Origin of the sequence: Nostoc sp. CMAA1605, assembly GCF_021596505.1 — a bacterium.
Lineage (GTDB): Bacteria > Cyanobacteriota > Cyanobacteriia > Cyanobacteriales > Nostocaceae > Trichormus.
The window spans coordinates 1-21,525 of the sequence record NZ_PJIZ01000005.1 but is presented as its reverse complement, the minus strand read 5'-3'; the positions used below and the strand labels follow the sequence as shown (position 1 = coordinate 21,525).

At 41.1% G+C, this 21,525-nt stretch carries 5 protein-coding genes, 1 tRNA gene and 2 pseudogenes; 5 read left to right on the top strand and 3 right to left on the bottom strand.

The genetic code is table 11. The features are described 5' to 3' along the window. Positions 1–13: 13 nt before the first annotated feature. Positions 14–136 (bottom strand) — tRNA-OTHER (locus CV014_RS03040). A gap of 571 nt (positions 137–707) precedes the next feature. Between CV014_RS03040 and CV014_RS03035 the strand changes: the two genes are divergently transcribed. Then, positions 708–1,457, top strand: a complete 750-nt coding sequence (locus CV014_RS03035) for a hypothetical protein (protein ID WP_236140675.1) — start codon at positions 708–710, stop codon at positions 1,455–1,457. Between the two features lie 108 nt (positions 1,458–1,565). On the opposite strand, the gene CV014_RS03030 is transcribed toward CV014_RS03035, so the two are convergent. Then, positions 1,566–2,696 carry a quinone-dependent dihydroorotate dehydrogenase gene (locus tag CV014_RS03030; protein ID WP_236140768.1) on the bottom strand — a complete coding sequence of 377 codons (1,131 nt, stop codon included), beginning with the start codon at positions 2,694–2,696 and terminating at the stop codon, positions 1,566–1,568. A gap of 245 nt (positions 2,697–2,941) precedes the next feature. On the opposite strand from CV014_RS03030, the gene CV014_RS03025 reads away from it, so the two are divergent. The 3 genes from CV014_RS03025 (at position 2,942) to CV014_RS03015 (ending at position 17,603) form a co-directional block, all read left to right on the top strand. Next, positions 2,942–5,809 carry a sensor histidine kinase gene (locus CV014_RS03025; RefSeq protein ID WP_236140674.1) on the top strand — a complete coding sequence of 956 codons (2,868 nt, stop codon included), beginning with the start codon at positions 2,942–2,944 and terminating at the stop codon, positions 5,807–5,809. A 229-nt stretch (positions 5,810–6,038) separates the two neighbouring features. After that, positions 6,039–12,053 (top strand): AAA family ATPase, encoded by a 6,015-nt coding sequence (locus CV014_RS03020; RefSeq protein ID WP_236140673.1) that lies wholly within the window; start codon positions 6,039–6,041, stop codon positions 12,051–12,053. Between the two features lie 147 nt (positions 12,054–12,200). Then, positions 12,201–17,603, top strand: coding sequence for an ATP-binding sensor histidine kinase (locus CV014_RS03015; RefSeq protein WP_236140672.1), 5,403 nt, complete (start codon positions 12,201–12,203; stop codon positions 17,601–17,603). Positions 17,604–17,888: 285 nt separating this feature from the next. On the opposite strand, the pseudogene CV014_RS03010 reads toward CV014_RS03015, so the two are convergent. Beyond that, positions 17,889–19,258, bottom strand: a pseudogene (locus CV014_RS03010) (lipid-A-disaccharide synthase-related protein). A 261-nt stretch (positions 19,259–19,519) separates the two neighbouring features. Between CV014_RS03010 and CV014_RS03005 the strand changes: the two are divergent. Further along, positions 19,520–21,525, top strand: a pseudogene (locus CV014_RS03005) (BamA/TamA family outer membrane protein); the annotation flags it as partial.

The window sequence follows — 21,525 nt, the reverse complement described above, 5'->3', positions numbered from 1 at the left end:
AATAGTTGTTTGTCTGGTGGGATAGGATTTGAACCTACAACTCATGAATTAACGATAACCTTTGATTCGTCGGCCTTTTCAGGCAAATTGCTGAACTAAGGATGCTCATTGCTCTACCAAATTGAGCTACCCACCAGATACAAATTTTTGATTAATTTTAGATTGATGTAGTGGAGCAGGATTTACACCTGCATTTCCAGGAGTTTAATCAAGGGATGGGAAATTAAGTTGTTAGTTAGTTGTTGTGATAACCCTCGATAAGTCGGCCTTTTCAGGCAATATGGGCGTTCTGCTATTTGAACTATCCACTACACAAATTGATTGAAAGTCTTGCTTAACTCCTTTGGGAACGTCAGCTTGTAGTATTAATGTAGTATATGTATTTTGTAGTGTCAAGAGTCAATATAAATTTTTTGCTGATGGCTTTTGTAATTTAGTAGTGAGGTTTTAGACCTCAAGGCAAGGACTAAAGTCCTTACTACGAACTTATTCAGCAAGTAAAGTTGCTTTTTCAGAACAATAGCAACTTGTAAAAAGTTTTTTCCTGGTTTTTGCCGTATTTATAAGGGTTTCGCGGTTTGGCAAATTTAAATTAATGATATTTTTGCCTGATTTTTCCTAACTTTGCCAAACTATACAATTATGTGTCTCGATTTTTGCCAATATAATATATTATTTCCCAAAAAATTCGCTTGGCAAAAATCGGCATGAGTGAAAAAACCATAGAAGGTAGCGGGAAAGGCTTTCTCGTTCTCCTTTTGCCAATATCGTTTGTGATTATTGTCCTGGTTACTACCTGGAAATTTTTGCTGGCTTTTCTGGTTTTGCTGATTGGGTTAAATGTTTGGCAACAATACCAATGGCAACAGTGGTGTCAGCGAGTTAACCCGATTTTTAGTCAGTTAGTTAGAGAAAATCAAGGCAAAATTACACCGGTAGACTTGGCAATTCGGGGAAACTTTCCCGGTACACAAGCAAAACGCTATCTAGATAGTAAAGCTTCTGAATTCGGCGCAAGCATACTACCAACTGGAGAAAGTGGTGAAGTTTATTACTTCATCACAGGTAGTATTTTAGGTAATATTCTTGACAGTAGTGAGCCTGTTAAGCAACTAACTACACCAACTGTCACTAAAGAGGCGCGATCGCTCTTAGCACCGCCACCACCAGAACCAGTTGCAGCAGAACCAGAAGCAGAGCCAGAACCAGAAACAGAAGCTGAATTACCGCCACCAGTAGCTACTGAAGAAGCGAAACAAAATCTAGCAAAACAGCTATTATTTGGCTCTTTAATTCAGTCAGAACTGGCTAAACGGCTCAATGTTTATTCCAGCACTGTTTATAAACGTCGTAATGATCCTGACTTTCCTGAATGGACTCGCAGCCGTGATCCTGATGGAATTGCTTGGACTTTTTCAGAAAAAACTAAGGAGTTCTTTCCACTAGAGGAGAATTAGGGAGTGCTGAGTGCTGAGTGCTGGGTGCTGAGTGCTGAGTGCTGAGTGCTGAGTGCTGAGTGCTGAGTGCGGAATGTTAACTGTTGACTGTTGACTGTTGACTGTTGACTATTGACTCCGAAAGTCTAAACCTACTGCTTCCGAGATGGAATTGAGTCCATGTTGTTCTAATTTGGTTAGCAAACCTTCTAAAATGCGGCGTACCATCATTGGGCCTTCGTAAATCCAGCCTGTATACACTTGAATGAGGCTTGCACCCGCAGTGATTTTTGCCCAAGCATCGTCAGGGGAGAATATACCACCTACCCCGATAATTGGAATCTGCCCTTGGGTTTGCTGCCAAATAAACCTGATGACTTCTGTGGAGCGATCGCGTAATGGCGCGCCACTAATCCCTCCGGCTTCTTGCTCAGGTGATTTGCCCGTTATGTCAATCACCTGAGTTTTTAGTCTCTCACGACTAATAGTCGTATTAGTGGCAATCATCCCTGCTAATTGGTAGGTTTTCGCCAAAGTAATAATGTCGGCGATCGCTTCCCACTCTAAATCAGGTGCTATCTTGACAAATATTGGTTTATGTGTACTGTTGTCTTCTTGTAGTACATCCAAGATCGAACTGAGCATAGAGGCATCTTGGAGCGATCGCAACCCTGGAGTGTTGGGTGAAGAAACATTAACTACAAAATAATCTCCCAAATCTTTGAGTAAGCGAAAACTATTTAAATAGTCATCGGCGGCTGACTCTAGAGGTGTCACCTTTGATTTACCCAAATTAATGCCTATGGGTATGGATGGAGTAAATTCTTGTTGGTCTTGAGTTAGTCGTGCTGCCATTGCTGCTGCACCACTATTATTAAACCCCATACGATTGAGAACGGCTTGATCAGGAAGCAAGCGAAATAAACGAGGACGAGGATTTCCTGGTTGTGCTACAAATGTCACAGTTCCCAGTTCAGCAAAACCGAAACCCAGACTTGACAAAATACCCGACGTTACAGCATCTTTATCAAAACCAGCAGCCAAGCCTACGGGGTTAGGAAAATGTAAACCAAATAGATTCTGTTCCAGGCGGTGATTTTGTAAACATAAAGATTTCGCTAGCAAGCTGTGCATCCAACTATTTTCAGGCTGATGAGATAGCCAACGGAGGATGCTGATTGCTTGGTGATGTGACCACTCTGGGTCTGCTTTTAGTAGGTTGAATAAAACCGGACGAACAGCGATTTGATAGATATCCATTTCAATAGTCATTAGTCATTAGTCATTAGTCATTAGTCAATTTTTCTACCTTGTCTATCTTTTTCCCAATCTCCAGTACCCAGTCCCCAATCCCCAGTCCCCAGTCCCCATTCCCCAGTCCCCAGTCCCCATTCCCCAATCCCCAATTTTCATCCTGAATTTCTCGGTAAACAATCGTAACAATATTAGTCAGGGCTATTTTATGGGCATCTTATATATTACAAGTTATGTTGACTAAGAATCAGATGGGGCTGCCACAACCACCGATAGCTGCCGAACAACAAATTGTTGCCTTGGGACGTGTCTTGCAAAGTCTGAGGGAAGAAGATGATGTCGAGGTTCTGATTAAAATTACTACTTCTTATATTCAAAAACAGTTTAATTACAATTTAGTTTGGATTGCTACTTACGATCGCCTCAAGCACTCTTTATCAGGTCAAGGCGGTATCACTCCTAGCGGGGATGATAATTTTTTACGCAAACGCTTGATCATCCGTCCTGGTGACTTGTTAGAGCAAGTGGTGATTCAACAGCGTCCTTTGGGTGTACCGGATATTCGTACTGAAACTAGACTGAGTGAGTGGCAAGAATTCGGTACAAGACACAATGTCCGAGGGACAATCATTTTTCCCATCCGCTACAAGGAAACTTGTTTGGGGTTGCTGTTAATAGCTGCCGAACGCTGGGGTTATTTAATTCCAGAAGAGGCGAAAACCAGTGTGATGATTGTTTTGGGGGAATTAGGTTCTATTCTGCATCAAAATGAAATTCGGTTACAGCAAAAGCAAACTAAACGTCCTGATCAGCCTTTATTAGAATTACTCGACAATTTACATAACCTCAATAACTTAGAAGAAAGACTCAAAGCCGCAGTAGAAGCAACTCATGAATTCGTGTCGCCAAGTCGCACCAACATTTATTGGTTTGATCGGCCGGGACGCTATTTTTGGTGTCGCATTAGTAATCAGTTTGTGAAAATGAGTCGGGAGGCGCAGCAGCAACAGCAGGCTGTGGGGATGACTGTACAAGAATTGAGTGATTTTTACTATGCTTTATCAACCAATCAAATTGTCTGGATTGGTGATGCACGCAGTTCTCTCAGTAGCCATTTTACAGCCAAATTGTTGCAACGCTGGCGGGTGCGATCGCTGTTAGCAGCTCCCATTATGTGGCAAAAAGACCTCTTGGGTTTTTTGGCTGTAGAAGATGTTCAACCCCGGATGTGGTCAGAAGCAGACAAAAATTTTGTACAAGGTGCGGCGGGTTTCATTTCTTTGGTCACTCCAACGGAAAAAATGGAAACTACCATTGAAAAAATTCAAGAAGATTCGCACCTGACAAGTCAAGTAGCTCAAGCTATCTATACTCACCAAGACCTCAAAGAAACTTTAAGAATTTGTGCGGCTAAAGTTTTATCTCGGCTGAATGCCACCCGTTTTTTAGTTTTACAATATGACGCTGATCGCAATAACTATCAGGTAATTTATCAAACCCAACCTCACAATCGCCGTCCTTTAACCTTCGCTTTTAGTTTATTAACCGAAACCGATAGACAAATGCTCAAGTCGGCGCAAACTACTGTAGAAGTGGAGAATTTAGACGAAGATTTACGCTTTTTTAATTGGCGACCACCGTTAATTGACAACGGTGTGCGATCGCTCTTAGTTTGTAACTGTACTCAAGGTCATCGACCAGAAGCCATTCTCCTGATTACCCACACTCAACATCGTACCTGGAGTAACGCCGAAAAAGAATTATTGTGGATTGTCAGTCAGCAAATTGGTGTAGTTTTACGTCAGTGGCGACTACTTACCAGTAATGAACAACAACAAAAGATTTTGCAGAGTATTCAACAATCACTCTGTATTTTAGAAGAAGCCCATAGCGACAATGCTGAGACTGAAGAAAATTATCTAGAAATTACCGCACTCAAGCAAATTGCGGCGATTCTTGGTTGTCCTTTATCCTTAATGTTGACTTGGTCTGAGGAACAAGAAACAGCAGAGATTATCCCTGGAGTTTTTGCTGATAGTCACTTTAGTATTCGTGCAGATGCCCAAGTATTTGTGCAGTATGAAGCGTTAATTCAGTGGGCATTGTCTAAAGATGGTTATTTAAACTTAAAAGTCGAAGATTTACCACCGGAAACCAAAAAATGGTTAAATTGTCCGGCTACGAGTAAAATCTTAATCATCGCTTTACGGACTGCGGCTCATCATCAACCTACATCCGTAATTGTTCTAGCAGACCATACAGAACGCTACTGGCCACAACAAACCCTCAACGCCATAGAAACGCTGATTGAGCAATTGGCTTGGTTGCGTCGTCAACAGCAAATTAGCACTATTCAGGCAGCGAAAATGGAAGAATTACGACAACTCAATTGGTATAAGCATCGGCGGTTAGAAGAAGTTCACAGAACTACAGCGCAACTACTTGGTCAAATTCATGATGTGGGGATTCCCAATAATGAATTGACACAGACACGCTACAAATTATTGCTACGACAGTTAGATCACGCCAACACAGCAATTACCAGCTTGTTGAAGCAAGAACAGTGGCAATTGTCTATGGGTGGGGAGACTATGCCCATTGCCAGTTTATTAAAGCGATCGCTCGAACGCATAGAAAATTTACTCCAAAGCCAAAAGATGTGGATTGGGGTTCATGGTTTGGGAGCAAATAATTCTGACTCAGAATCTAATCAGAGTTCTGCCTTAGTGAAGAATACAGTCACTGCCAACCATTCTGCCCCAATGGTGATTACTGGCGATTTGATGAAATTTGAATTAATCCTCCATGAAGTCTTACTTGCTGCTTGTCAGCGTTCCCCACACGGCAGCAGAATTGATATTTGGTGTCGTCGTCTAGATGAGCAATTTGTTGAGGTATCGATTACAGACAACGGCGTAATTGCACCAGAATTGTTGACTGAACTAGAACAGAAAACTCGTAAAGATTTGCTCACTTGCAGTTATCTAGACCAACTCCCAGGTTTACATTTACTCATCTGTCAACAGCTAATGCAGCAACTCAAAGGAGAATTAAACCTCTATCAGTTACCTGATCATCGTGTAGTGAGTCGCTTACTCTTACCTTTAGCGAATAAGTAGCAGGGGACAGCAGGGAAATCTATTGATGTAATCGCCTAAAACTCTGGAATGGCTTCCTGTAATACATTCCGGTCGGAATGACACATTTTGCTGACATAAGTCTTGTTTTAGTTACAAGTCCCTTGGAAGTACCTTAACGATTTGTGGGAATACTAAATTTTATGTAGACGCGTTCTGCAAGGCTTTGTCATGAAAAGCTAGAACTAACTTGCACCATAAGGTTGTACATATGGCTAATGAGACTACAAAACTGTTGATTCCTGGATATCAAATCATTTCACAAATATATGCAGGCTCAAGAACCAGAGTATATCGAGCCATCCGCCAACAATCGCAAAAATCGGTAGTCATTAAACTACTGACTTCAGAATATCCCAATTTTCACGAATTACTGCAATTTCGCAATCAATACACTATCAGTAAAAATCTGCATATTCCAGGAATCATCCAACCCTTAGCCCTAGAAACCTATGGACATGGCTACATTTTAGTCATGCCCGATACAGGTGCCATTGCCCTCCGCGAATATATCAAATACCATCGATTATCCCTAGTAGAATTTCTGAGGCTCGCCATTCAACTCAGCCAGATTCTACACAACTTACATCACAATCGTGTCATTCATAAAGACATCAAACCCGCCAATATTCTCATCCATCCCCATAGCCAACAAATAGAACTCATTGACTTTAGTATCGCCTCCTTACTACCCAAAGAAACCCTAGAAATCAAAAGTCCCAATGTCTTAGAAGGTACACTCGCCTATATTTCTCCCGAACAAACCGGAAGAATGAATCGTGGCATTGACTATCGCAGTGACTTTTATTCTTTGGGTGTGACATTTTATGAATTACTCACGGGGAATTTGCCATTTATTTGTGATGACCCAATGGAGTTATTACATTGTCACATCGCCAAGCCAGTTCATGAAATTCACAATGCAGCAATTCCCCAGGTAATTTCAGATATAGTCATGAAATTAATGGCGAAAAATGCCGAAGATCGATATCAAAGTGCTTTAGGACTAAAATTTGACTTAGAAATTTGTCTGGCACAATTACAACGAACAGGCGAAATCACTGACTTTGAAATTGGTAAGCGGGATATTTGCGATCGCTTTTTAATTCCCGAAAAACTCTATGGTAGAGAAACGGAAGTTAAAACATTACTACAAGCATTTGAGCGAGTCGCCAATGGTAGCACCGAAATGATGTTAGTGGCGGGGTTTTCGGGAATTGGGAAAACCGCCGTCGTCAATGAAGTCCATAAACCCATTACTCGCCAACAGGGATATTTTATCAAAGGCAAGTTTGACCAATTCAATCGCAATTTACCCCTATTAGCCTTTGTTCAAGCATTGCGCGATTTAATTGGGCAGTTACTCTCCGAATCCGATAGTCAACTACAACAATGGCGCAGTGATATTTTAGCGGCGGTAGGAGACAATGGGCAAGTTTTGATTGAAGTCATGCCAGAACTGGAAAGGTTGATTGGTCAACAACCGCCTGCGCCAGAACTTTCTGGAACTGCGGCCCAAAATCGCTTTAATTTACTGTTCCAGAAATTTATTGCGGTGTTTACCACAAAAGATCATCCGTTAGTGATGTTTTTGGATGATTTACAATGGGCAGATTCTGCTTCTTTGCAGTTGATGAAATTGTTGATGGCGGACAAGAATTATCTGCTGTTATTGGGAGCTTATCGTGATAATGAGGTTTACCCTACACATCCTTTGATGTTGACAGTTGATAAACTCCAGCGAACCGGAAAAATTGTCAGTACAATTACCCTCGCACCTTTAACTTTAAATGATGCCAATCAGTTGGTAGCTGATACCTTACATTGTGTCATTGAGCGATCGCTGCCTTTGACAGAATTAATTTTTCGCAAGACCAGAGGAAATCCCTTTTTTATCACTCAATTTCTCAAAGCATTACACGAAGATGGGCAAATTACATTTAATCGTGAGTGTGGTTATTGGGAATGTGATATTGCCCAAATTCACGCCCTATCTCTCACCGATGATGTGGTGGAATTTATGGCACAGCAGTTGCAGAAGTTACCGCCAGAAACGCAAAATATTCTCAAACTAGCTGCTTGTATTGGTAATCAATTTGATTTATCGACTTTAGCTATTGTTTCTGAACAGTTGCAAGCGGATGCTGCTGTAGCTTTATGGAAGTCTTTACAAGAAGGATTAATTTTACCCCAAAGTGAAGTTTATAAATTTTATTTGAGTGATGAACAAGTCAATATCAATAATCACAAAGGTGAGAATTTAACTTATAGATTTTTACATGACCGTGTGCAACAAGCTGCTTACTCCTTGATTCCTCATGCCCAAAAACAAGCCACACATTTGAAAATTGGCGAATTACTGCTGCACAATACAATAGAGCAAGATTTAGACAACCGCATCTTTGATATTGTCAATCAGTTAAATATAGGTCTTGAGTTAATCGATGACTTATCTTCCAGAGAAAAATTAGCTCAATTAAACTTAAAGGCGGGAAATAAGGCTAAAGTGGCGACAGCTTATAGCGCGGCTGTCAGTTATTTAAATACTGGGTTAATGCTATTAACTGCTGATAGTTGGCAGAGTCAATATACATTAACATTGAGATTATATGAATCTTTGGCTGAGTCAGAATATCTAAACACTAATTTTGAAAACTGTAAATACCTCATTGAAAAAACTCTAGAATCAGCACAGCATTCATTAGATAAAATCAAGGTTTATGAAATTCAAATTCAATCATATACAGCCCAAAACCAACTGTTAGAAGCTATCAATACAGGTAGAGAAGCCCTGAATTTATTGGGCGTAGATTTTCCCGAATCATGTGATTTTGAAACAATGATTGCCCAACATCAACAACTCAAAATGATGTTAGGCGATCGCCCAATTCCCAGTCTGGTGAATCTACCAATTTTAGTAGATTCTCATCAAGCCGCCGCTATGCGAATTCTGGTTGGTTTATTTGCATCTGTATATTTAGCCAAACCGGAATTGTTACCCTTAAAGATTTTTACAATGGTGAAAATCTGTATTCAATTTGGTAACTCTCCCCAAGCGGCAATTGCTTATAGTTTTTATGGACTATTTCTGTGTGCGACTGGTGAAATTGAACGCGGCTATCAATTTGGAGAATTAGCCACTATTGTTTTAGAGCGATTGCAAGCTAAAGAATTAACTAGTAAAGTTAATCTGACTTTTGCTTTATTTATTAAACATTGGCGAGATTCTATCCGTTCTACATTACCTGTATTTTTAGCTGGGTTAACTAGTGGGTTGGAACATGGCGATTTAGAGTATGTGGGATATTGTGCTAATTGTTATTGCCAATTTTTATTTTGGACAGGAGAAAATTTAGAAACGGCGGAAGCTGAAGCCAATAAATACTGCCACCTCATTGAAAATATCAAGCAGGAAGCTTCTTTAATTTGGGCAAATACATGGCGACAAACAGTAATTAACCTGCGTGGTAATGCTGAAAATCCCATGATGCTGATTGGTTCTAGCTTTAATGAAACTGTGGATTTGCCTGCTTTAATTGCTAGCCGTAATGTCAATGGCATTTGCTATGTCTATTTAGCCAAACTACTACTATCTTACTTATTCGGTGATGCTCAAACTGGCAAAGATTATGCTGATAAATTTGAGGAATATGAACAGGGTGCGGCTGGTTTACTAATTGTGCCTTTGAAGAATTTTTATCAATCCTTGAGTCTTTTGTCATTGTATAAGAGTGTAGATACAGTGACAGCAAATGCTTATTTGGAAAAGGTAAAAAGCAATCAAAAGTCTATGAAGACATGGGCAGATTATGCCCCCATGAATTACCTGCACAAATTTCAATTGGTGGAAGCTGAAATTTATCGGGTATTAGGAAAAAAATATGAAGCGGGTGATTTTTACGATCGCGCGATCGCCCAAGCTGAAGGTAAAAACTATCTCCAAGAAGCGGCTCTGGCTAATGAACTGGCTGCTAAATTTTACCTAGATTCAGGTAAAGACAGAATCGCCGCCGTTTATATGCAGGAAGCTTACTATGGCTATGCTCATTGGGGTGCAGCCGCCAAAACCAAAGAGTTAGAAAGCCTTTATCCTCACTTACTGCGCCCCATTTTCCAGCAGTCTGGATCAACTTTCAACCCCTTAGAAACCCTAGCGGCTATTACTAATGCTAACCTGTCAATTCATTCTTCTTCCACCGCTACACCTTCCTCTAGTACCCGTATCAATACAGTTTTAGATTTGTCGGGGATTCTCAAAGCTTCTCAAAGTCTATCCAGCACCATAGAGTTAAATGAATTACTACATCAACTAACCCAGATTATTCTGCAAAATTCCGGTGCTGATCGCTGTGCTTTAATCCTACCTAATAGTGATGGGAATTGGTTACTACGGGCTATTGCCACACCTGAAAACACCGAGTTGTACAACGAACCCCTGGAAAACAATCCTAAGTTACCAATTAAGCTGATCCAGTACGTCAAAAACACTAAGGAAGTGGTAGTGGTTGATAATCTCAAAACGGATTTACCCGTGATTGGGACATATTTAACTCAGCGTCAACCCAAAAGTGTACTGTGCTTACCAATTCTCAATCAGGGCAATTTAATTGGGATTTTGTATTTGAAAAATCAGTCTACTAGTGGGGTGTTTACTAGCGATCGCGTCCTCATTCTCAATTTTCTTTGTACTCAAGCCGCCATTTCCCTAGAAAATGCCCGTCTTTATCAACAATCTCAAAGCTATGCCCAACAATTAGAAACATCTTTTCAAACATTACAAACCGCGCAAAAAAAATTACTTCAAGAAGAAAAAATCTTACAAAGACAAGCTTTAGCACTGCTTCAGCTTTCTCAAAGTCCAGCAATTAATCAAGGAAATTTAAGTGCAGCATTTGTAGAACTGACGCAGGTGACAGCCAACACCTTACAAACAGAAAGAGTTAGTGTTTGGCTATTTAATGAACACCAAACCAAAATCCGATGTATGGATTTATTTCAACGTTCTGCTCAAGAACATTCACAAGGATTAGAACTCCTAGTGGCTGATTATCCCACCTATTTTTTAGCTGTGAAGTCACAACCAATTATTGCGGCGGATGATGCGATGAATGATCCCCGTACCTGTCAATTTAGCAAAGGTTATCTAGATATCTTAAACATTTCATCAATGCTAGATTCTAGTTTCCAAATTAATGGAGATATGGGAGGAGTGATCTGTTGTGAACACGTTGGACAAAAACGGACTTGGACTCCATCGGAACAAAATTTCATCCGTTCCGTAGCCAATTTAATTGCCTTAGCTATAGAGTCTCATCAACGACAAGATAAAGCGAAGAAACTTAATCAAGCACTTTTAGATTTAAAACAATCGCAACTGCAAATAGTCCAAAGTGAAAAAATGGCATCTTTGGGTAATTTAGTTGCAGGTGTAGCTCATGAAGTCAATAACCCCATTGGTTTCCTCAATGGTAGTATTAGCAATGCCCGTGACTATGTAAAAGACATACTAGGACATTTAGGACTTTATCAAAAACATTATCCCCAACCAACATCAGAGATTCAAGAAAATGCTGAAGATATCGATTTAGAATTTGTGATGGCAGATTTACCTAAATTGCTTGGTGCGATGACGGGGGCGACTGAGCGCATTAAATCGATTAGTAACAGCTTACGCACCTTCTCCCGTGCTGATACTGATCACAAAGTCATGGCTAACATTCATGAAGGGATTGATAGTACACTGCTGATTTTAAAATACCGCCTCAAAGCTGACGAACATCGTCCAGCTATTCTCATTGAGCAAGAATATGGTGATTTACCCCTAATTGAATGTTTTCCTGGGCAATTAAACCAAGTATTTATGAATATCTTGGCTAATGCCATTGATATGTTTGATGATGTGGCACAAAAGTACACATTTGAGGAACTGGAAAATCAACCCCACAAAATTATCATTCGTACCAGAGTAATTGGCAATCAAGTTGATATTCATATCCAAGATAATGGTGAAGGTATGAGTGCAGATGTGAAAGATCGCATCTTTGACCATCTATTTACTACTAAAGGTGTAGGTAAAGGTACGGGCTTAGGACTGGCGATCGCGCGTCAAATTGTGGAAGAAAAACACGGTGGAAAAATCAAGGTTAATTCCGTTTTAGGAGAGGGAACAGAATTTATCATTTCCCTACCAAATGATGGCAAAATCGCACATATTGGCAGCAGTTAATTAATAGCATAGTATTTTTTTATACGTAAAAATCCGAATGAGGATACTCCAGACCTAATTCGTGGGAATACTAGATTCTACAATTGCTGTGTATGGCTTCATCGATGTCAATAGACAAACACTAATTCCCACCAGAGGTTTGTATAAATGGCTGCTGAGACTCAAAGACTTTTGATTCCTGGATATCAAATCATTTCACAAATTTACGCAGGCTCAAAAACCATAGTATATCGGGCCATCCGCCAACAAGACCAACAACCAGTCATCATTAAACTGCTTACCTCCAAATACCCAAATTTCCAAGAATTACTGCAATTTCGCAATCAATACACTATCAGTAAAAATCTGCATATTCCTGGAATCATCCAACCCTTAGCCCTAGAAACCTACGGACATGGCTACATTTTAGTCATGCCCGATACAGGTGCCATTGCCCTCCGCGAATATATCAAATACCACCGATTATCTCTAGTAGAATTTCTGAGGCTCGCCATTCAACTCAGCCAGATTCTACACAACTTACATCACAATCGTGTCATTCATAAAGACATCAAACCCGCCAATATTCTCATCCATCCCCATAGCCAACAAATAGAACTCATTGACTTTAGTATCGCCTCCTTACTACCCAAAGAAACCCTAGAAATCAAAAGTCCCAATGTCTTAGAAGGTACACTCGCCTATATTTCTCCCGAACAAACCGGAAGAATGAATCGTGGCATTGATTATCGCAGTGACTTTTATTCTTTGGGTGTGACATTTTATGAATTACTCACGGGGAATTTGCCATTTATTTGTGATGACCCAATGGAGTTATTACATTGTCACATCGCCAAGCCAGTTCATGAAATTCACAATGCAGCAATTCCCCAGGTAATTTCAGATATAGTCATGAAATTAATGGCGAAAAATGCCGAAGATCGATACCAAAGTGCTTTAGGATTAAAATTTGATTTAGAAATTTGTCTGGCACAAATTCAAGCGACAGACAAAGTTGAATATTTTGAAATTGCTCAACGGGATCGTGGCGATCGCTTTTTAATTCCTGAAAAACTCTATGGTAGAGAAACGGAAGTTAAAACATTACTACAAGCATTTGAGCGAGTCGCCAATGGTAGCACCGAAATGATGTTAGTGGCGGGGTTTTCGGGAATTGGGAAAACCGCCGTCGTCAATGAAGTTCATAAACCCATTACTCGCCAACAGGGATATTTTATCAAAGGCAAGTTCGACCAATTCAATCGCAATCTTCCCTTATCTGCATTCCTCCAAGCCTTTCGCGACTTAATAGAACAACTGCTGGCGGAATCTGATACCCAGCTGCAAACCTGGAAAAATCAAATACTCCTAGCCTTGGGCGACAATGCTCAAGTAATGATCGCAGTTATTCCTGAACTAGAACGCATCATTGGCGTGCAACCACCTACTACACAACTTTTAGGTACTGCTGCTCAAAATCGATTTAACTTATTGTTCCAGAAATTCATTCAAGTTTTCGCGACATCAGAGCATCCGTTGGTAATATTTATCGATGATTTGCAATGGGCTGATTTAGCTTCATTGAATTTGATCAAGTTGCTGATGGGAGAATCATTGACCAACTATTTATTGTTAATTGGTGCTTACCGAGATCATGAAGTCTTGGCTGCACATCCTTTGCTGTTAACTTTGGAGGACATCAGGCAAACAGGAGCAATAGTGCAGACGATGACAGTGCAGCCTCTCAGCCAAAAGAGTGTCAATCATCTTGTGGCTGATGCCCTCCATTGTACAGCCGATATCGCGCAACCTTTAACAGAATTGGTGTATCAAAAGACCCAAGGGAATCCGTTTTTCACCACACAATTTCTCAAGGTGTTACATCAAGATGGCTTAATTATCTTTAACCCCCTACTGAGACATTGGGAATGTGATATTGTTCAAGTGCGCCAAGCAGCATTAACAGATAGTGTCGTAGAGTTTATGGCGCAGCAGTTGCAAAAGTTACCCCAGCAAACACAACAGATGTTGAAATTGGGGGCTTGTATTGGCAACCAGTTTGATTTGCAAACATTAGCCATAGTCGCTGAAAATTCAGCAACCGCAACTGCAAAACACCTATGGCCAGCACTCCAAGAAAGGTTAATTCTGCCTACCAGTGAAACCTACAAGTTTTTCCCCACTGAGGAAATTAATCAACCCGAAGTGAAGGGAGCGATCGCTGTACAATACAGATTCCTCCATGACCGCATTCAGCAAGCAGCTTACTCTTTAATTGCTGAAGATGAACAACAAGCTACCCACCTGCACATAGGTCAACTTTTATTATCCAATACCTCAGCTAGTAGACGGGAAGAACGACTTTTTGAAATTGTCAATCATCTGAATATGGGTTCCTCCCTGATGACTACGCCACAGGAGAAAACACAGCTAGCACAGTTGAACCTGACAGCAGGACGAAAATCTAAGACAGCCACAGCTTACGCTTCAGCCGTTGACTATTTCACCACAGGTATCCAACTTCTACCTCCAGATACTTGGGAGAGTAATTACGACCTTACCTTAGCATTTTATACAGAGGCAACAGATGCGGCTTATCTAAATACCGATTTTGCCCAGATGGAACAATTAGGTAGTCTGGTATTGCAAAACGCCCGCAACCTCCTAGATACCATCCCAGTAGAGCAAACCCGATTGATGGGAATTAAAGCTCAAGGTAAACTCCTTGAGGCCATAGAACTGGGATTGCAGGCTTTAAATTCATTGGGAGTGAAATTTCCCAGCCAACCAACGCAGATGGATGTGAAGCAAGCCTTTGCTACCACACAGCAACTTTGGCAGGTTCCCTTGCATTTGTTAGATTTACCTCCCATGACGCTACCTCATCGGATAGCAGCTATGCAAATCTTGAGTTGGCTAGTGTCTTGCGCCTATTGGAGCAATCACCATTTAATGGCTCTCCTGATTTTTAAGCAAGTAGAATTATCTATTCTAGATGGCAATTCTCCCACTTCAATTTATGGTTATGTTGATTATGGTTTAATTCTGTGCGGCGTACTTGGGGACATCCCTTCCGGTTACGATTTTGGTCAACTAGGATGGAAATTACTAGAAAAATTGCAAGCCCACACTTGTAAAAGTCGGGCGTTGTATGTCATTCACACCTATATTCACCATTGGAAAGCCCCATTACAGGACTCTATTCCTTATTTACAAGAAGCTTACCAAATTGGACTCGAAACAGGAGATATTGAATCAGCAGCCTTAAATGCAGCCGCTTGCTGTTATTACGCTTATCATGCTGGACAAGAGTTAACTAGTCTCGCGGCTCAAACTGATGCTTATCGTCAGAGTATCTCTCAACTCAAACAAACAACTTCCCTATATTATTTAGCAATTTATCAGCAAGTTATCTACAACTTACTGGGACAGACGGAAGTTCCCCAGCAATTGACAGGAAAAATTTTCGCCTCAGCTGAATTACTACCTGTACTGCAAGCTAATAACCATCACACAGCTTTATTTTATTGGCACATAAATCAAGTATTTTTGCATTATCTTTTTGGCGAACATCAGCCAGCAGCCCAGATATCGATGATTACAGAACAATATCTAGAAGGTGGAATTGGCTGCTTTATGGTAGTCTTATACTCCTTCTACGATGCCCTAGTACAGCTGGCACTGTATGAAAATGCCACAAAAGTACAACAACAGGAAATTCTGGAGCGAGTTAAGCAGCATCAGACAAAATTAGAAACATGGGCAACTCATGCACCGTTTAATCATTTACATCGTTGCCAATTAGTGGCGGCTGAACAATATCGCATACTGCATCAACCATTGGATGCGATGGAGGCTTATGACTTAGCAATCGCCAATGCCAAAGATCATCATTATTTTCCAGATACAGCTTTAGCTTACGAACTCGCTGCCAAATTTTATTTAGATCGGGGGAAAGAAAAAGTAGCCGCAGGTTATATGCAGGAGGCTTATTACTTTTATGGTCGCTGGGGAGCAAAGGCGAAAACCAAGGAACTAGAACATCGCTATCCTGATTTGCTATACCCTATTTTACAGCAGACAACACCCACTCTTAATTCCTTAGAAACCCTAGTCTCAATTAGTGGTGTTAATGTCACATTTCACAACGCCACCAAAACTTCATCCCATCCCAGTATTAATACATTTCTGGACTTAACCTCTATTCTCAAAGCTAGCCAAAGTCTTTCCAGCACAATTCAACTAGATGAGTTGCTACATCAACTGACTCAGATTATTTTGCAACACTCTGGGGGCGATCGCTGTGTTTTAATTCTGCCGAATATTCATGGTGAATGGCAGGTTCAAGCTATTGCCACACTTGAAGGTACAGAACTGTGTTCTCAACCTTTAGAGGGTAATGCTAATTTACCCATGAAGTTGATAAATTATGTTAAAAATACACAAAAAGTTGTAGTTATTGACGAACTCATAACCGATTTACCTGTAATTGACGATTATTTAAATGAGCGGCAACCAAAAAGTTTACTGTGCTTACCAATTGTCAGCCAGGGAAATTTGATAGGAATTTTGTATTTAAAAAACCGTGCTGTTAGCGGTGTGTTTAGTCGCGATCGCATTATGATCCTCAATTTCCTTTGTACCCAAGCAGCCATTTCTTTAGAAAATGCCCAACTTCATACCCAAGAACAGGAAAAATCTCAGAAACTAGAAAGAGCCTTACGAGAACTCAAACAAACCCAAATCCAGATGATTCAAAGTGAGAAGATGGCTTCTTTGGGTAATTTAGTTGCAGGTGTGGCGCATGAAGTCAATAACCCCATCGGCTTTCTCAATGGTAGTATCAGCAATGCCAAAGAATACGTCCAGGATTTAATCGGACATATACAACTTTATCAACAGAATTATCCCGAACCCACTACATCGATTGTCAAAAACTCCCAAAACATCGATTTGGAATTTGTGAAAGAAGATTTACCTCAGTTACTCAATGCGATGAGAGGCGCAACTGAACGCATTAAATCGATTAGTAAAAGTTTGCGTACGTTCTCCCGTGCTGACACTGACTACAAAATCAGAGCGAATATTCACGAAGGAATTGATAGTACGCTGCTAATTTTAAAATACCGCCTCAAAGCTGACCAACATCGCCCGGAAATCGTCATTGAGCAAGAATACGGTGATCTGCCACTAATTGAATGTTTTCCTGGGCAATTAAACCAAGTATTTATGAATATCTTGGCGAATGCTATTGATGTCTTTGACGAAGCTGCTCAAACCTCTAAATTTGCTGAATTGCAAAATCGACCCCAGAAAATTACAATTCGTACACAAGCCGCTACCGACAAAATTTATATTCATATTCAAGACAATGGTAAAGGCATGAGTGCAGACGTAAAAAACCGCATTTTTGACCATTTATTTACTACCAAGGCTGTAGGTAAAGGTACGGGTTTAGGCTTGGCGATCGCGCGTCAAATTGTGGAAGAAAAACACGGCGGGAAAATCGAGGTTAATTCCGTTTTAGGAGAAGGAACAGAGTTTATTATTGCCCTACCAATTACAGGCTAATTTTTGGAGTGCGGAATGAGTGCTGAGTAATGAGTAATGAGTAATGAGTAATGAGTAATGAGTAATGAGTAATGAGTAATGAGTAATGAGTAATGAGTAATGAGTAATGAGTAATGAGTAATGAGTAATGAGTAATGAGTAATGAGTAATGAGTAATGAGTAATGAGTAATGAGTAATGAGTGCTGAGTGCTGAGTAATGAGTAATGAGTAATGAGTGCTGAGTGCTGAGTAATGAGTAATGAGTGCTGACTAATGACTAATGACTAATGACTAATGACTATTGACTATTGACTAAAAAATCTTTCCATCAAACACTCAGCAATTCTTTGTGCTGCACCAGGCTTACCCATTCTTTGCCTACCATTCTCTGCAATTAGGTGTAACCTGTCAGGATGAGTGAACAGCGATCGCACTTGCATAGCTACTTCTGCTGGTTCTGAGACTAAAATCAAAGATAAGCCTAATAATCGGCTTTGGGCTTCTGCAAAACCGGGGTTATATTGTGGCCCCTCTCCCGGAATGGCGATCGCTGGTTTCCCTAAACCTATAAACTGTTCTGTAGCTGTCCCGGCCATGGCGATCGCTACGTCTCCCCAATGCAAACATTCATTGTATGCTTGTTGTGTCAACAGGAAATAGACGTTTCTTTGCTGAAAGATGAGAGCTTGATTGTCTGGTAAAGGTAGGGGGAATTCTGTCGAGGCTTGCCAACCATGAGATTTTAAGGATTTGGCGAAGGCTTGTATATCTAAATTAGGTGCGATCGCTCCTAAAAATACCACTTTACCGGAATTGGGGACAAATGAATTTTCCTCGCGAAAACTCGCCATCAATGCAGACACCCCACCATCATGATTTCCCAATTTTTATACGCTTCCGGCGGGCGCGAACCAGGAAGCAAAGTAATCATCAGTGGTCTAGTTAATTCTTGTTGTTGACTATCAATACTATAAAGTTGTTGGGTATTAAATCTTGGTTCTAGTCCATCCATCATGGGATTGCCAAAATTCAAGGCGGGAATCGGCCACTGATTTAAAATTTTGGCTGTCAACCCATCTCTGGGAAACACGGCTTTACAACGCCGGCGACTCATTAACCACCTTTCCCAAGGATGGTAAATCGAACCAGAAAAGTTTTCCCAACGGGCGGCTTTAGATGTCCTGGGGAGAATTCCTACTTCATCCCGCACATAATATTCTGATTTGGCTGTCCCCACAAAAGCATATTTAGCACCACTGATATAAGCAAACAATAGCGGGACAATATCCCCTACCGCCAAGACAGCGTTTTGGTTGTTTAATTTTTTTTGCGATCGCACCCAACGCCGCACTGCTTGAATTTGACTCCAAGTTAATTGTAATAACCCACCGCGCACATCTCGCGCCAGTTGTCGCCCATCCATATAGACAAACCCACCAGAAGGCATCGTGCGGACTGTACCAATTAGGGGAATATTTAACTTTTGATAGGCGTGTCCTTCTCCCACCAAAGGCAATGCAAAGATATCCGGTGGGTAGGGTTGTTGCAATAATGCCTGCAAAATCCGGGCAGCAATTACATCTTCCCCATGACCATTACTTAATACTAATAGCTGCAATCGAGAATCGGCACTTGATGAATTAGAGGCAAAAGATAAGCGGTATAAATCATTCATAACCAGGGATTGGGCATTGGGAATAAGGCATGGGGCATTGGGTAAAATCTTGTTTGCTTCCCCTACACCCTTACACTTATACCCCCATACCCCTAATTTAAGAAACAAAATCACAAAATTAATGGTCTATTTCAGTAATTCGTAATTTTTAATTCTCAATACCGACACTGCGGAATTCATAAAATCGTGTAAAGCATTACACAGGCATGGATAAGCTTTTTTCCCATGCCCAATTCCCTATGCCCTATTTCCCATATTATTATGCGTGTTCCTTCTACTACCATTTTGACTTTAGCTACTTTAGCGGCTGGTAATGTTACGCAATCAGCTATGGCTGCACCTGCTACCGCTTCTACTCAGGCTGCACCAGACCAAAATCTAGTAGTTCCCGTAGTGGAAGAAAAATCAACTCCTCTCAAGAATGTGGCTGCACCAGAAGCAGAGATTACTCCCCAATTTTCTCAATCTTCAAAGCCTGTTGTTCTCCCGTCTACACCTGCTGTAGTCACACCAGCACCACCCAAACCCCCCACGACTGAAAGCGGTTTAGTCGTCACAGCTACCGATGTGCAGATAGTAGGTGCAACTCCCGAATTACAACAAGTGATTCGCCAAGTGATTAAAACTCAGGCGGGGGGAGAAACCAGCCGAAATCAGTTGCAAAGTGATATCGCCGCCATTTTGCAGACTGGTTTATTTGTCAGTGCGGAGGTTAATACCAGCGTTAACCAATCGGGGTTAAATGTAGTGTATCAGGTGCAACCCGTGGTCGTGCGATCGCTGCAACTCTCAGGTGCTAAAGCCCTGACTTACCAAGTCGCCCTCACACCTTTTCAATCTCAGGTTGGTAAACCCATCAGTCCCGCACAACTAAAAACCGGAGTCGAACAAATCAATAAATGGTACACCGACAATGGTTATAACTTAGGGCGAGTGTTATCTATAAAACCCAATCCCCAAGGTATTCTCACGGTCAATGTGGCGGAAGGTTTAGTTAGCGATATCAAGTTCCGGTTTGTGAATGATGATGGTAAAACCGTTGATGCGAAAGGGAATCCCGTTTCAGGACGTACCAAACCAGATTTCTTAAAACAACAACTGCAACTCAAAGCAGGTCAGGTCTTCCGAGAAAATATTGTCCGTCAAGATGTGCAGAACTTGTATCGTACTGGCTTATTTCAAAGTATCAATGTGGCCTTTGAAGGTGATGCTAGTAATTTAGATGTGATTTATGAACTCAAGGAAAATGGAGCGCGAGCGATTAATTTAGGTGGTAGTTACAATGCTGATACAGGATTAATCGGGACTGTGAACTATCAAGACCAAAATATTGGCGGCAGAAATGACATCTTAAATGTGAATGTTGGTGTTGGTAGCCGTGATTTGCAATTTGATACTAAATTTATTAGTCCCTATCGGGTGACAAATCCCGACCGCTTAGGCTACACCGTCAAAATCTTCCGCAATCGTCAACTTTCTGAAACCTTCGATGATCAGATTACCTTAGCCAACGGTGATAAAGTCCGAGAAGGTAAGATTGGGGCAAGTATTAGCTTGCAACGACCTATTGATAATTGGGATACCTCATTAGGTTTTAATTATACTCGTACCAGCATCCGCGATCGCCAAGGCAATATTACCGCCACTGATATTCAAGGTAATCCTCTATCGGCTAGTGGTAACGGTGTTGATGACCTAGCTACTGTATCTTTTACCGCCACCAAAGACCAACGCGATAACCTAATTAATCCCACCCAAGGTTCTGTTCTCAGACTCAGTACAGAACAATCTGTACCCATCGGTGAAGCTAACATTTCCATGAATCGTCTCACCGCTAACTACAGTCAATATTTGCCAGTCAACTTATTTAACAGCCAAAAACCCCAAGTATTTGCCGTCAATGTGCAAGCTGGGACAGTTTTGGGTAATTACCCCCCTACGATACCTTTAATTTAGGTGGTTCTAATTCTGTACGCGGTTACGATGTTGGCGATGTTGGTAATGGTCGCAGTTATGTACTAGCCTCCGCCGAATATCGTTTTCCCATCGCCCCAATATTTGGGGGTGTAGTCTTTGCTGACTTCGCCTCAGATTTAGGTTCTGGCGATACCGTTGTCGGAGATCCCGCAGGCGCAAGGAATAAACCCGGTACTGGTTTTGGTTATGGTGCAGGAGTCAGGGTAGACTCTCCATTAGGTCTAATTCGTGCTGACTACGGTATTAATGACCAAGGTGAAAGCAGAGTACATTTAGGCATAGGTCAACGC

Bases quoted from the DNA above. Each gene is read 5' to 3' on its own strand.
- CV014_RS03015 (WP_236140672.1), top strand. From the start codon at position 12,201: ATGGCTGCTGAGACTCAAAGACTTTTGATTCCTGGATATCAAATCATT.
- CV014_RS03030 (WP_236140768.1), bottom strand. From the start codon at position 2,696: ATGGATATCTATCAAATCGCTGTTCGTCCGGTTTTATTCAACCTACTA.
- CV014_RS03020 (WP_236140673.1), top strand. From the start codon at position 6,039: ATGGCTAATGAGACTACAAAACTGTTGATTCCTGGATATCAAATCATT.
- CV014_RS03035 (WP_236140675.1), top strand. From the start codon at position 708: ATGAGTGAAAAAACCATAGAAGGTAGCGGGAAAGGCTTTCTCGTTCTC.
- CV014_RS03025 (WP_236140674.1), top strand. From the start codon at position 2,942: ATGGGGCTGCCACAACCACCGATAGCTGCCGAACAACAAATTGTTGCC.